Raw genomic sequence first — 13,729 nt, 5'->3', positions numbered from 1 at the left:
TTCGTTGCAACCCATCGGAAGCGGGGCGAGCTATAGTGCGACATTCCCGGATCGGCAAGCCTGAGTTTGGCAAATTCTCGCTGCCTCGCAGCAGTCATGCACAGCCCAGATGCGTTCACGCCGCGCGGGCAAGGTCGATCACCCGGACTTCCACGGTTTCCTTGCCGCCCCAGCGGTTAAGGGTGAGGCTGGCGGCCAGATGCACGCTCTCGCCGCGTGCCGCCAGCAGCGCACGCCCCAGCGGTTCCTGCGCTACGCGGAAGGCTATACCGCCGATCGTGGCGCCATCGCCGCTGCGGAGCTTGATCCTGACATGGCCGCCGCTGCCGATCTCGACGGCATCGACCAGGCGATGCGAGGGAAAGACGAAGACTGGCTCGGGGCAGCCGGCGCCATAGGGACCGGCCTTCTCGATCTCGGCCAGCAAGCGGGGATTGGCGCCGCCCGCACTCATCGCCGCATCGACCAGCAGCGATTCCGATTCGCGCGCCTGGGCGACCTCCGGAGCGAGGCGCTCGACCAGAAAGGCGTGGAAGGCCGCGTCCTGCCCCGGCCCCAGCGTGACGCCGGCAGCCATGGCATGGCCTCCGCCCTTCAGCGCCAGGCCAGCATCCACCGCCTGCCTGACGGCGCGGCCGAGATCGACGCCGGCGACCGAACGCCCCGAGCCGGTGGCGCCACCGTCCCCGTTCTGGGCCAACGCGAAGGCCGGGCGGCGAAAACGCTCTTTGAGGCGCGCCGCGACGAGGCCGACGATGCCGGGATGCCAGTCCGCCGAACGCGCCAGCAGGACCGGCAGATCCTCAGCCTTCGTCAATGCGAACTCGGCCTGCGCCACCGCCTCCTCGACCGCGAGCTTCTCGATGTCCTGCCGTTCCTGGTTCAAGCGGTTGAGCTCGGCGGCGATGCTGCGCGCCTCGATCTCGTCGGCGGTCATCAGCAGCCGCGCGCCGAGGCCGGCATCACCGATGCGTCCGCCCGCATTGATGCGCGGCCCGAGCAGGAAGCCGAGATGCCAGGGCTGGACGGGGCCATCGAGCCCGGCGACGTCGAGCAGCGCCGCGAGCCCCGCCCGTGTGCGGCCGCGCAGCATCGCGATGCCCTGTCGGACGAAGGCACGGTTCAGCCCCTTGAGCGGTACGACATCGGCGACGGTCGCGAGCGCGACGAGATCGAGCGCGGCGAGCAGATCGGGCTCGCCGCCACGCTGGGCCCAGAGCCCGTGCCGACGCAGCTCGCGGGAGGTCGCGACCAGCGTCAGGAAGACGACGCCGGCAGCGCAGAGGTGGCCGAGCCCCGAGAGATCGTCCTGGCGGTTCGGGTTGACCAGCGCCTCGACCTGCGGAAGCTGCTCGGGTGCCTGGTGGTGGTCGAGCACGACGACATCGAGACCGAGCCGGCGCGCCTCTGCCAGGGGTTCATGGCTGGTCGTGCCGCAATCGACCGTGACCAGGAGCGTCGCCCCCTCGGCCGCCAGCATGCGAATGGCTTCGCTGTTGGGGCCGTATCCCTCGATCAGCCGGTCAGGGATATGAATGCGCGGCCGGGCGCCGGCATCGCGCAGGAAACCCGCCAGCAGGGCGGAGGAACAGGCACCATCGACGTCATAGTCGCCGAAGATCGCGACGGCCTCCCTTGTTGCGACCGCCCTTGCAAGGCGCGCAGCGGCCGCATCCATGCCAACCAGCGTCGAGGGGTCGGGCAGGAGATCGCGCAATTTCGGCTCGAGATAGCGCATGGCATCGGCAGCCCCGACGCCGCGTCCGGCGAGCACCCGCGCCACGATATCAGGAAGCCCTTCAATCTGCGTGAGTGCCTCGGCACGGCCGAGCCCGGCAGCATCGAGCCGGTCCCGCCAGATGCGGCCGAGTGCCGAGCCGGTGACACCGAGGAAGGGGCGCTGGGCAATGAGATTCATGTTCAAGGGGTTCGCGCAGCCCGGGCCATTCGTCAACCTGAACCAGGCCGCCTTGTCGCCGCAGACGGCTTGGCGATAGTGGCCGGCGGGGAATGGCCTGACGAAGGGCTGATCATGCCGCTCGATGCAGACGTCATCGTCATAGGGGCAGGCCTCGCCGGTCTCGTTGCCACGGCAGAGCTTGCGGATGCCGGTCGCAAAGTCATCCTGCTCGACCAGGAGCCGGAACAGTCGCTCGGCGGACAGGCATTCTGGTCCTTTGGTGGGCTCTTCCTGGTCGATTCGCCGGAGCAGCGCCGGCTGCGCATCCGCGACTCGCGCGCGCTTGCGCTGCACGACTGATTCGGCTCGGCCGGCTTCGACCGCGAGGAGGATGAGTGGCCGCGCCGCTGGGCCGGAGCCTATGTCGATTTTGCCGCCGGCGAGAAACGCGCCTGGCTGCACGGCCAGGGCATCCGCTGGTTTCCAATCGTCGGCTGGGCCGACCGCGGCGGCTATCTCGCCACCGGGCATGGCAATTCGGTGCCGCGTTTCCACGTCACATGGGGCACCGGCCCCGGTCTGCTCGAGCCCTTACCTGAGACGCGTGCGCGAGGCCGCGGCAAGCGGGCTGGTTTCGCTGCGCTTTCGCCACCGCGTCACCCGCCTGACGAAGAGCGCGGGCGTGATCGAGGGCGTCGCGGGCGAACTCCTCGAACCGAGCCGGGCCGCTCGCGGAGAGGCGAGTTCCCGCGGCGTCGCGGGAGATTTCGCGCTGAAGGCTCAGGCGGTGATCGTCTGTTCGGGCGGCATCGGCGGCAATCACGACCTGGTGCGCCGGCACTGGCCCTCGCGGTTGGGCGCGCCGCCGAAGCGCCTGCTGTCGGGCGTACCGGAGCATGTCGACGGCAAGATGCTCGGGATCACTGAAACGGCCGGTGCGCGCCTGATCAATAGCGACCGGATGTGGCACTATGTCGAGGGTATCCACAACTGGAGCCCGATCTGGCCGAAGCATGGCATCCGCCTCCTTCCCGGCCCCTCCTCGCTCTGGTTCGATGCGCGCGGCAACCGATTGCCGGTGCCGCTCTTTCCCGGGTTCGACACGCTCGGAACACTCGAGCACATCGTGAAGACCGGCTTTGATTATTCCTGGTTCGTGCTCGACCGGAGCATCATCGCCAAGGAGTTCGCGCTCTCGGGCTCGGAGCAGAATCCCGATCTCACCGGCAAGAGCTGGCGCAAGGTGATCGAGCGCGCCACGGCCGGCATTCCGGGCCCAGTTCAGGCGTTCATGGACAAGGGCGAGGATTTCATCGTCGAAGCCGAGCTTTCGCACCTCGGCGCCCGCATGAACGCGCTGACGGGCGAGAACCTGATCGACGAGGCGCGTCTCCGCGCCGAGATCGAAGCCCGCGACCGCGAGGCCGAGAGCGCCTTCGGCAAGGATCTGCAACTAACGGCTTTACGCGGCGCACGCGCCTATATCGGCGACCGGTTGATCCGAACCGCGAGGCCGCACCGCATCCTCGACCCACGCCATGGCCCGTTGATCGCGGTGCGCCTCAACATCCTGACGCGCAAATCGCTGGGCGGGTTGCTGAGCGACCTGTCCTCGCGCGTACTGGGAGACGATGGCGCGCCCCTGCCCGGCCTCTATGCCGCCGGAGAAGCGGCGGGGTTCGGAGGTGGCGGGCTGCACGGCTACCGCGCACTGGAAGGGACCTTCCTTGGCGGCTGCCTGTTCTCAGGCAGGATTGCCGGGCGGGAAGCAGCGCGCGCGGTGCGCTGAGCATCGCCGGCGGACTGACCCTGAGCGTCACGAGCCTGCGGCATGCCGGCGTACTTTAGGGAAAGGCGAGAAGAACAGCGACATTCATCGCTTTTTAGACAGCCCGTTCCGCAAACATATGTCAGATGCGGCGGCCTTATGCCGTTTTTGCACTTTTTGCTTGCAACCCCAGCCGAAGCTGCGAAATTCCTCAGCGGAAGACTTTGTCGATACCAAGGAGGCCTCGTGTCCTGGGTTCACTCTGTCCTGAACCAATCCCCCGAAATCGCGCTCTTCTTGTCGCTGGCGCTCGGATACTGGATCGGCAAGTTCCAGTTCGGGAAATTCCAGCTTGGCGGCGTCGCCGGTTCGCTGCTCGTGGCCGTGGTGATCAGCCAGGTCGGCGTCTCCATCGACAACGGCATCAAATCGGTCCTCTTCGCCCTGTTCATCTACGCGGTCGGTTTCGAAAGCGGACCGCAATTCTTCCGCTCCCTCGGCCGCCGATCGATCCGCGAGATCGTCATGGCGGCGGTCCTCGCCCTCAGCGGTCTGGCGACCGTCGTCGTGCTGGCGCGGCTGATGGGGCTGGACAAGGGCCTCGCCGCCGGCATTGCGGCCGGTGGCCTGACCCAGTCGGCCATCATCGGCACTGCGAGCGCCGCCATCGGCAAGCTCGGCCTCGCAGCCGAAGAGGTGCAGCGGCTGCAGGGCAATGTCGCGGTCGGCTATGCCGTCACCTATATCTTCGGCTCGTTCGGCGCGATCATCATCTGCGTCAACGTCCTGCCCTGGCTGATGGGGCGCACCATCCGCGACGATGCGATCAAGGCCGAGACCGAACTTCTGGCCGGCGCCAGGATCTATGGAGCCGGCGAACATGCCGCCGCTCCCGATCTCGTCGGCCGCATCTTCCGCATCGAGGCCGGAGCCGGGAAGACGGTTGCAGACCTGGAAGGGAGGGCGCTTTCTCCCGTCAGTATCGAACGCGTCAAGCGTGGCGGCGCCCTGATCGCGGTGCAGCCTTCACTGCAATTGACAGCCGGCGACATCGTCCTTGTCATCGGTCGACGGGTCGGCGTCGTCGGACTGGCCCCCGAGCTCGGCCCCGAGCTGCAATCCTCGGAAGGCATGGATGTCATCGTCGTCACACGCGACGTCGCGATCACCAATCCCGATTTCGTGCGCAAGACGGTCGCCGAGATCAATGCGGCAACCGCGGGGCAGCTCCGCCACGGCATCTATGTCATCGAGGTCAAACGAGCCGGCAAGCCGATTGTGCTGAAGGGCGACACGATGATCGAGCCCGGCGACGTCGTCACCCTCTACGGCACGTCGGACGATGTACAGCGCATGGCACGGATCGTCGGCAGCATCATCCTGCCCAGCGACAAGACGGATTTCGTCTTCCATGGCTGCGGCCTCGTCGTCGGCCTGCTGATCGGACTCCTCGTCATTCGCATCGGTTCGATCCCGCTGACTCTCGGCAGCGGCGGCGGCGCGTTGCTCTCCGGCCTCGCCTTCGGCTGGTATCGCAGCCGCAACCTGACGATCGGCAACATGCCGACGCCGGCCTCGACCCTGCTGCGGGACCTCGGCCTCGCGGGCTTCGTTGCGGTCGTCGGCCTGCAATCGGGCCTGCAGGCGGTCAGCACGGTCATGCAAAGCGGCGTTTCGATCTTCATCGCCGGGGTCATCGTGACGATCCTGCCGCTGATCATCACCATGCTGGTTGGCCGCTATATCCTTCGCTACGACAACACCGCCATCTTCGCCGGTGCCCTCTCAGGCTCGCGTAGCGCCAATCCCGCCTTTGGCGAGGTGCTCGACAAGGCCGGCAACTCCATCCCGACCACGCCCTTCGCGATCACCTACGCGCTGGCGAATGTCTTCCTCACCTTGCTGGGCCCCCTCGTCGTCGCCTTTGCCTGAACCAGCCGGAGACGCCCCATGACCACCGACTATTCGCAATACGCCAAGCTGAGCCCCTTCGAGCTGAAGGACGAGCTGATCAAGCTCGCCTCCAGCAGGGAAAACCGGCTGATGCTGAATGCCGGGCGCGGCAATCCGAACTTTCTGGCCACGCTGCCGCGACGGGCTTTCTTCCGCCTCGGCCTGTTTGCCGTCGCAGAAGCGGAGCTCAGCTATTCCTACATGCAGAACGGCGTCGGCGGGTTGCCCAAGATCGCGGGCATCGAGGGACGGTTCGAGCGCTTCACAGCCGAGCATCGCGACCAGCAGGGCGTCGTCTTCCTCGGGCGCGCCCTCAGCTATGTCCGTGACCAGCTCGGGCTTTCAGCCTCGGAATTCCTGCATGAAATGGTCGAAGGCATCCTGGGCAGCAATTACCCCGTGCCGCCACGCATGCTGAAGGTCAGCGAGGACATCGTCCGGCAATACATCGTCAAGGAGATGATCGGCGGCTTCCTGCCTGCGGCGAGCGTCGATCTCTTCGCCGTCGAAGGCGGAACCGCCGCGATGACCTATATCTTCAACACGCTGAAGCAGAACGGCCTGGTCAAGCGCGGCGACAAGGTCGCCATCGGCCTGCCCGTGTTCACACCCTATATCGAGATCCCGGAACTCGACGAATACGGGTTGGAAGAAGTCGCGATCAACGCCGACCCCAAACAGGATTGGCAATATCCGGACAAGGAGCTCGAGAAACTCAAGGACCCGGCGATCAAGGTGTTCTTCTGCGTCAACCCGAGCAATCCGCCTTCCGTCAAGATGGACGACCGCAGCCTGGAGACGGTCGCGCGCATCGTCCGGGATCACCGGCCGGACCTCACCATCCTCACCGACGATGTCTATGGGACCTTCGCCGATGATTTCCGGTCGCTCTTCGCGATCTGCCCGCAGAACACCATGCTGGTCTATTCGTTCTCGAAGTATTTCGGTGCGACCGGCTGGCGGCTCGGCGTCATCGCGACGCACAAGCAGAACATCTTCGACGATCAGCTCGCAGCCTTGCCCGAGTCCGCCAAGGTCGGGCTCGACAAGCGCTACGGCTCGCTGCTTCCCGATGTGCGTTCCTTCAAGTTCATCGACCGGCTGGTCGCCGACAGCCGCACGGTTGCACTCAACCACACGGCCGGCCTGTCGACGCCGCAGCAGGTGCAGATGGTGCTGTTCTCGCTCTTCGCGCTGATGGACGAGGGCGACAACTACAAGACCGAACTCAAGACGCTGATCAGGCGGCGCGAAGCGGCGCTCTACCGCGAGCTCGGACTTCCGCCTGAAACCGGGCCGAATGCCGTCGACTACTACACCCTGCTCGATCTCGAAGATATCGCGCGCAAGCTTCACGGCCCCGAATTCGCAGCCTGGGTCAAGGATCGCGCGAGCGCCGGCGACCTTCTGTTCCGGGTCGCCGACGAGACGGGCATCGTGCTCCTGCCCGGTCGCGGTTTCGGCACGCAGCAACCGGCAGGTCGCGTCTCGCTCGCCAATCTGAACGAGTTCGAATATGCCCGGATCGGCCACGCCTTGCTCGGCATGGCGGATGAATTCTATGCGGAGTTCAAGAAGAAGGGCGGGAAACCGGCCAAGGCCAAGGTTTCAGCCGCGAAGAAGCCGGGCAAGAAGAAGAAAACCTGATCACACTTCGATCGGCGGTCGCATCATCCCGGACCGCAACATTCGGTTTGGGGTGATGCCGCGACATGGCTCCGGACAAATCCCGCAGGTGCGGCAAGACGTAAGGTGTGGCGCTTGGCACGTTCCCGCGAAGGAACCCAGCACTGTCGTAACGCGAAGGAGGCGCCGGGGGATCCGTCGGCCGGCACACATTTCAGCGATTGCGCGAGTGCGCGGCGAGCAATCTGAATGAAAATGGCCGGGACGAGCCCGGCCATCATCAGAAGCGTTCGTTTCGAAATTCGCTTCGGAATTATCCCGTCACCGCGCCTTCGCTGGCGGAGCGTGCGAGCGCTGAATACTTGGCCAGAACGCCGCGCTTGTAGCGGGGCTCCGGCTGCGTCCAGGAAGACCGTCTGCGTTCGATCTCGGCCGCGTCGACATCGAGCTGCAGCAGCAGTTTGTGAGCGTCGATCGTGATCTGGTCGCCTTCGTGGACGAGTGCGATGGTGCCGCCCTCGAACGCCTCCGGCGTGACATGGCCGACGACCATGCCCCAGGTGCCGCCGGAGAAGCGGCCATCCGTGATCAGGCCGACGCTGTCGCCGAGGCCCCGGCCGATGATCGCCGAGGTCGGAGCCAGCATTTCAGGCATGCCCGGCCCACCCTTCGGTCCGAGATAGCGCAGGACCAGGACATCGCCGGGGCGGATCTTGTCGGAGAGGATGGCTTCCATCGCCGATTGCTCGTCCTCGAAGACCCGAGCCGGACCGCTGATGACGGGGCTCTTCAGGCCCGAGATCTTCGCAACCGCACCGCCCTCGGCGAGATTGCCCCTGAGGATGGCGAGGTGACCCTCCTTGTAGAGCGCTCCGCTGATCGGGCGGATCACCTCCTGCGAGGCTCCCGGCACATCCGGCACATGGGCCAGCTCTTCCGCCATGGTGCGCCCGGTGATGGTCAGGCAATCGCCATGCAGAAGGCCGGCATTGAGCAGCACCTTCAGCACCTGCGGAACGCCGCCGGCCTGATGCAGATCGACTGCCATGTATTTGCCGGAGGGCTTGAGGTCGCAGATCACCGGAACCTTGCGGCGAACGCGCTCGAAATCATCCAGCGTCCACTCCACCTCGGCGGCATGGGCGATCGCAAGATAATGCAGCACGGCATTGGTCGAACCGCCGGTCGCCATGATCAGCGCAACCGCGTTCTCGATCGACTTGCGCGTGACGATATCGCGCGGCTTGATGCCCTTCTTCACCGCCTCGACCAGAACCCGGGCCGATTCAGCGGTGCTGTCGACCTTCTCCTGATCGGGATTGGCCATGTTCGAGGAATAGAGCAGCGACATGCCGAGCGCTTCGAACGAAGAGCTCATGGTGTTTGCGGTATACATTCCGCCACAGGAACCGGTCGTCGGGCAGGCGTTGCGCTCGATCCCGTCAAAGTCCTCCTGGCTCATCTTGCCGGCCATGAAGGCACCGACCGCCTCGAAGGCCGAGACGATCGAGAGATCCTCACCCTTCCATTTTCCGGGCTTGATGGTGCCGCCATAAACATAGATCGCCGGCGCATTGGCCCGCAAAATGCCGATCATGCCGCCCGGCATGTTCTTGTCGCAGCCGCCGAGGACGAGCACGCCGTCCATCCACTGGCCCTGCACCGAGGTTTCGACGCAGTCGGCAATGACCTCGCGCGAGACGAGGGAGTATTTCATGCCCTCAGTGCCCATCGACATGCCGTCCGAGATCGTCGGCGTGCCGAAGACCTGCGGATTGGCGCCGGCGGCCTTGACCGCCGCGATCGCGGCGTCCGCCAGCGGTTGCAGGCCGGCATTGCAGGGCGTGATCGTCGAATGCCCGTTGGCGATGCCGATCATGGGCTTGTCGAAATCCGCCTTCTCGTAACCCAGTGCGTAATACATCGCGCGGTTCGGCGAGCGGGCGATGCCCTGGGTGATATTCTTGGAACGGTCGTTGAAGGGCATGGGCATGTGCTCCCGGTCGGCGGCATTCGGATGTGGTGAGCGCGTTTTAGAGCGGCTCCAATCTAATGAGAAATATACTTTTTCATCGCTATTAGGTCGCGTGGCATATTAGAAGACCTCATGGACCTCCGTCAGCTCCGCCATTTCCTTTCCGTCGCAGAGGAACTGCATTTCGGCCGCGCCGCAGAGCGCCTGGGAATGACGCAACCGCCCCTGAGCCAGTCGATCCAGGCCCTGGAGGGTGAATTGGGCGTGCAGCTCTTCGTGCGGACGAAGCGTAGCGTCGCCCTGACGCCTGTCGGCAAGGAATGGCTTGCTCATGCGCGCGCCGTCCTCGACAAGGCCGCCGGGCTGCCGGAAACCGCCCGCCGCCTCTCGCGCGGCGAGCTCGGCAGCCTGCGCCTCGCCTTCGTCAGCACGGCCGATTACAGCGTGCTCCCGGGGATGGTCAGCCAGTTTCGCCAGAGTTTTCCGCATGTCGCGGTCTCGCTGCGCGAGGCGACCAGCGACATCCAGATCGAGGCTGTGCTGAACGAGGAAATCGACGCGGGCATGATCATCGCCCCGGACCGCAAAGCCTTGCAGGCCACGCTCAATTATCGCCCGCTCCTGCGCGAGCCATTGGTCGCCGCTGTTCCCGAGGCCTGGATCGCGGCGCGCCGCCCCGGCTTCACGGCCGAGACGTTGCGCGCCGAGGCGATCATGGCCGCACCCCTCATTCTGTTTCCGCGCCACATCGCCCCGGCGTTCCACGACATCGTGTCCGGCTATTTCGCCGAACATGGCGTGGCCTTTGCCGTCCATCAGGAGGCGATCCAGATGCAGACGATCATCGGGCTCGTCGCTGCCGGCATGGGCATAGCACTCGTGCCGCAATCCATGACCAACTTGCGCCGATGCGGGGCGCATTACCTGCCGCTGCAGGATTCCGCTCCGGAGATCGAAACCGGCCTGGTCTGGCGTGCGGCCAACAGCTCGGCGACGCTGCAGCGTTTCCTCGAGATCGCGTCCTAGACGTTTGGCCCGCACGGGCGAGGATGCCCCCGTCGCAGTGCGAGGCAGCCCTCCCGAAAAGCAACGGCCGGGACATGCCCGGCCGTTGTTCAAAATCCTGTCCCGGCGAGGCGCTGGGCCTCGCCGTCTCAATCGAGCTTGAACTTACCGAATTCGCGGTGCTCGCCATAGATGCGGCGGACCGTGCCGGTGATCGAGCGGTAGACGATGGTCTCGGTCTCGATCACCTCCTTGCCGAACTTCACTCCGGACAGCATGCCGCCGTCGGTGACGCCGGTGGCGGAGACGATGACGTCGCCCGAGGCCATCTCGGACATGTCATACTTCTTGTTCGGATCGAGGACGCCCATGCCATGGGCGCGCTTGCGCTTCTCCTCGGTATCGAGGATCAGGCGGCCCTGCATCTGGCCGCCGACGCAGCGCAGCGCCGCCGCCGCCAGCACGCCCTCGGGCGCACCGCCAATGCCCATATAGATGTCGATGCCGGTCTTGGCAGGCTCGGTGCAGAAGATCACGCCGGCGACGTCGCCATCGGTGATCAGGCGGATCGACGCACCGGTCTTGCGGATCTCCTCGATCAGCTTGGCATGGCGCGGGCGGTCCATGACCAGCGCGCTGATCTCGTTCGGCTTCACGCCCTTGGCCCTGGCGAGCGCATGGATGTTGTCGGTCGGCGATGCGTCGAGATCGATGACACCCTGTGCATAGCCAGGGCCGATCGCGATCTTGTCCATGTAGACGTCGGGCGCATAGAGCAGCTTGCCGGCTTCAGCCATGGCCATGACGGCGATGGCGCCGGGCATGTCCTTGGCGCAAAGCGTCGTGCCCTCGAGCGGGTCGACGGCGATGTGGACCTTGGGCCCGTGCCGGTTTCCGACCTTCTCGCCGATGAAGAGCATCGGGGCCTCGTCGCGCTCGCCCTCGCCGATGACGATCTCGCCATCGATCGGCAGGCGGTTGAGCTCGCGGCGCATGGCGTCGACCGCTGCCTGGTCGGCCGCCTTCTCATTGCCATGGCCGCGCAGGCGCGCCGCGGAGACCGCTGCACGCTCGGTGACACGGACCAGTTCCATCGAGAGATAGCGCTCGATGATATGGGTTGAGGCGATGGTGAGTTCGGACATGAGGCTCCCTCGAACTATTCAGCAGTCGGCAATCGGCACGTCGGAGACGCGGGGGGCCGAAGGCCTATTCCCGTTCAATCCTTATCACCTGCGGCGGTTCAGCAATGTGACCGTCGGCGGTGACCTTTTCGAGCGCGTCGCGGATCGCCGACTCGCTGGTGGCGTAGGTGATGAGCACAACCGGCACCGGAGCCCCGGAGCGCCCCGTCGGATCCCGGGTGGCGGCGGCTTCCGAGCGATGCTGGACGATGCTCTCGAGCGAGATATCGGCCTGCGCCATGCGGGTGGCGATGGCAGCAGCCGCGCCCGGCCGGTCGGCGACCGCGAGGCGGATATAGTAGCCGCCTTCGTGGCGCTGCATCGGCGCGCGCACCGGCTGTTCGAGCCGGGAGACCGGCAGGCCGAAGGGCAAGCCAGCGGTGCCGCTCGCGACATCGGTGATATCGGCAACGACGGCAGACGCAGTGGGATCGCCACCGGCGCCCGGACCAACCAGGGTCAGTTCGCGGACCGCGTCTGCATCGATCGTGACCGCATTGGTAACGCCCATGACCTGCGCGATGGCGGAGGATTTCGGCACCATCGTCGGATGCACACGCTGCTCGATGCCGGTGCGGGTGCGCTCGGCGACGCCGAGCAGCTTGATACGGTAGCCGAGCTCGTCGGCCATCTTGAGATCGAGCGGCGCGATCGAGGAAATACCTTCGACATGAATCGCTTCGGCGTCGATCTTCACCCCGAATGCGAGGCTGGTCAGGATGGCAAGCTTATGGGCCGTGTCGTAGCCCTCGACGTCGAAGGTCGGGTCGGCCTCAGCATAGCCGAGACGCTGGGCATCCTTGAGGCAGGCCTCGAAGGTCAGCCCCTCCATCTCCATGCGCGAGAGGATGTAATTGCAGGTGCCGTTGAGGATGCCATAGAGCCGCGAGACATTGTTCCCGGAGAGCGCCTCGCGCAGCGTCTTGACCACCGGAATGCCGCCGGCGGAGGACGCTTCGAACGCAAGCGCCACGCCCTTCTCTTCGGCGAGCGCGGCAAGCGCGACGCCGTGGTGCGCAAGCAGCGCCTTGTTGGCGGTCACCACCGACTTTCCGGAGGACAGAGCGGCCTCGACCGCTGCCTTGGCAACCCCGTCCGAACCGCCGACGAGCTCGACGAAGCAATCGATCTGCGAAGAGCGAGCCAGCTCGACCGGATCGTCGAACCAGGTGAAGCCGTCGAGATCAATGCCGCGATCACGGGTTCGGTCGCGGGCCGAAACGGCCGTCACACGCACGGCGCGGCCGCAGCGCGCCGCAATGGCATTTTCATGGCGGTTGAGGATGCGCAGCACCGAAGCGCCGACCGTGCCGAGGCCGGCCACGCCAACGCGCAGGGGAGCGGGACCGGGTGAGGGAGCGAGCGTCGTCATGTCGCCGGGGTCGCACGCGACAACGGGCGAGTCAACGGAGCGGATGCACGGTTCGGTCCGAAGCCTGGTGCGACGGGCGCGGTTTCTCAGCTCAGCGCCGGCAACCAATCAAGGCTTCATAGCAGACACCACATGCGCGCTGATCCGCCCTTCGATCGGCCCGCTTCCGAACCGGCGAGCCAACGCCTCGGCCGAGGCGTTGGTGGCAGCTTCCAGACCGGATGGATCACGCGTTTCGATTTCCGCCCGCAGCGGTGTGCCCTGGCAATAGGCCGTCGCCGCCTCCTGAGCTGATCCTGCCCTGCTCTTGCGGGTCACGGTCTCGATCGCGATCGCATCAAAGCCTGCGCCAGCAAGTTCCCGGCGGATCGCATCCAGGTCATGATAACCATGCGGGACGCGCTCCATGAAGCGTGGCGGATCGGTCGGGAACATCGTCGCCAGCGCCTCCGTCACGACCTGCGGAAACTCGTTCTCCGCAATGCTGTCCCAGACATTGAAAAGGTAGCGCCCGCCAGGCTTCAGGACGCGGTACGCCTCCTTGTAGCCCTGCGCCTTGTCCGGAAAGAACATCACCCCGAACTGGCAGGCCACGAGATCGAAGCGGCGATCCTCGAACGGGAGAGCGAGCGCATCGGCCTGCTGCCAGGTGATTCTTGCATCCGCACCCAGTCGCTCTGCGGCTCGGTCGAGCATCGGCTGATTTAGGTCGGATGCGACGAAACGCGCCTCACCATCGAGCCTGGCTGCCATCGCCCGCGTCAACGCGCCGGTGCCGGCCGCGATTTCCAGGATGCGCTGCGGTTTCGCCTGCGCGACACGGTCGGCAAGATCGGCAGCGTAAGTTTCGAAGAGCAGCGGAACGAGAAGGCGGTCGTAGATTTCAGGGATCGGCCCCGCGAAGAGCTTGTCGGTCGATGCCATGGCACGCTCCTGTGAGGCAGGA

At 65.6% G+C, this 13,729-nt stretch carries 8 protein-coding genes and 1 pseudogene; 4 read left to right on the top strand and 5 right to left on the bottom strand.

All coding sequences use genetic code 11. The features are described 5' to 3' along the window. Positions 1 to 115 precede the first annotated feature (115 nt). The gene (recJ, locus tag FG93_RS03975) at positions 116 to 1,918 is read right to left on the bottom strand and encodes a single-stranded-DNA-specific exonuclease RecJ (protein WP_043232101.1); all 1,803 of its coding nucleotides are present in this window, start codon (positions 1,916 to 1,918) and stop codon (positions 116 to 118) included. 114 nt (positions 1,919 to 2,032) lie between these two features. Here recJ and FG93_RS03970 point away from each other — a divergent pair. From FG93_RS03970 to FG93_RS03960, 3 genes and pseudogenes are all read left to right on the top strand, one after another. Continuing rightward, positions 2,033 to 3,689, top strand: a pseudogene (locus FG93_RS03970) (FAD-binding dehydrogenase). Positions 3,690 to 3,914: 225 nt separating this feature from the next. Further along, entirely contained in the window at positions 3,915 to 5,600 is a 1,686-nt protein-coding gene (gene aspT / locus FG93_RS03965) for an aspartate-alanine antiporter (protein WP_043232099.1), read from the top strand. Between the two features lie 18 nt (positions 5,601 to 5,618). Then, complete coding sequence (locus FG93_RS03960) at positions 5,619 to 7,268, top strand: bifunctional aspartate transaminase/aspartate 4-decarboxylase (RefSeq protein ID WP_052513361.1); 1,650 nt, start codon at positions 5,619 to 5,621, stop codon at positions 7,266 to 7,268. Between the two features lie 292 nt (positions 7,269 to 7,560). Here the strand turns inward: FG93_RS03960 and ilvD are convergent, their stop codons facing one another. Beyond that, on the bottom strand, positions 7,561 to 9,234 hold the full coding sequence (gene ilvD, locus FG93_RS03955) for a dihydroxy-acid dehydratase (protein ID WP_043232323.1): 1,674 nt from the start codon (positions 9,232 to 9,234) through the stop codon (positions 7,561 to 7,563). A gap of 120 nt (positions 9,235 to 9,354) precedes the next feature. On the opposite strand from ilvD, the gene FG93_RS03950 reads away from it, so the two are divergent. Next, a complete protein-coding gene (locus FG93_RS03950) occupies positions 9,355 to 10,248 on the top strand; it encodes a LysR family transcriptional regulator (RefSeq protein WP_043232097.1) in 894 nt (297 codons plus the stop codon). Between the two features lie 128 nt (positions 10,249 to 10,376). Here the strand turns inward: FG93_RS03950 and glpX are convergent, their stop codons facing one another. The 3 genes from glpX to FG93_RS03935 form a co-directional block, all read right to left on the bottom strand. Further along, the gene (gene glpX / locus FG93_RS03945) at positions 10,377 to 11,372 is read right to left on the bottom strand and encodes a class II fructose-bisphosphatase (protein WP_043232096.1); all 996 of its coding nucleotides are present in this window, start codon (positions 11,370 to 11,372) and stop codon (positions 10,377 to 10,379) included. A 64-nt stretch (positions 11,373 to 11,436) separates the two neighbouring features. Continuing rightward, positions 11,437 to 12,783: a homoserine dehydrogenase gene (locus tag FG93_RS03940; RefSeq protein WP_052513360.1), complete on the bottom strand. Its 1,347-nt coding sequence runs from the start codon at positions 12,781 to 12,783 to the stop codon at positions 11,437 to 11,439. A gap of 108 nt (positions 12,784 to 12,891) precedes the next feature. After that, positions 12,892 to 13,707 carry a class I SAM-dependent methyltransferase gene (locus FG93_RS03935; protein ID WP_043232094.1) on the bottom strand — a complete coding sequence of 272 codons (816 nt, stop codon included), beginning with the start codon at positions 13,705 to 13,707 and terminating at the stop codon, positions 12,892 to 12,894. Between the last annotated feature and the right edge of the window lie 22 nt (positions 13,708 to 13,729).

It is taken from the genome of Allobosea sp. LC85 (assembly GCF_000735605.1).
Taxonomy (GTDB): domain Bacteria; phylum Pseudomonadota; class Alphaproteobacteria; order Rhizobiales; family Beijerinckiaceae; genus Allobosea.
This window is presented reverse-complemented; position numbering and strand designations above follow the sequence as displayed.

What these genes read in the sequence shown, in the direction of transcription:
- glpX (WP_043232096.1), bottom strand. Translation starts at nt 11,372, where the DNA reads ATGTCCGAACTCACCATCGCCTCAACCCATATCATCGAGCGCTATCTC.
- FG93_RS03960 (WP_052513361.1), top strand. Translation starts at nt 5,619, where the DNA reads ATGACCACCGACTATTCGCAATACGCCAAGCTGAGCCCCTTCGAGCTG.
- recJ (WP_043232101.1), bottom strand. Translation starts at nt 1,918, where the DNA reads ATGAATCTCATTGCCCAGCGCCCCTTCCTCGGTGTCACCGGCTCGGCA.
- FG93_RS03940 (WP_052513360.1), bottom strand. Translation starts at nt 12,783, where the DNA reads ATGACGACGCTCGCTCCCTCACCCGGTCCCGCTCCCCTGCGCGTTGGC.
- FG93_RS03950 (WP_043232097.1), top strand. Translation starts at nt 9,355, where the DNA reads ATGGACCTCCGTCAGCTCCGCCATTTCCTTTCCGTCGCAGAGGAACTG.
- ilvD (WP_043232323.1), bottom strand. Translation starts at nt 9,234, where the DNA reads ATGCCCTTCAACGACCGTTCCAAGAATATCACCCAGGGCATCGCCCGC.
- FG93_RS03935 (WP_043232094.1), bottom strand. Translation starts at nt 13,707, where the DNA reads ATGGCATCGACCGACAAGCTCTTCGCGGGGCCGATCCCTGAAATCTAC.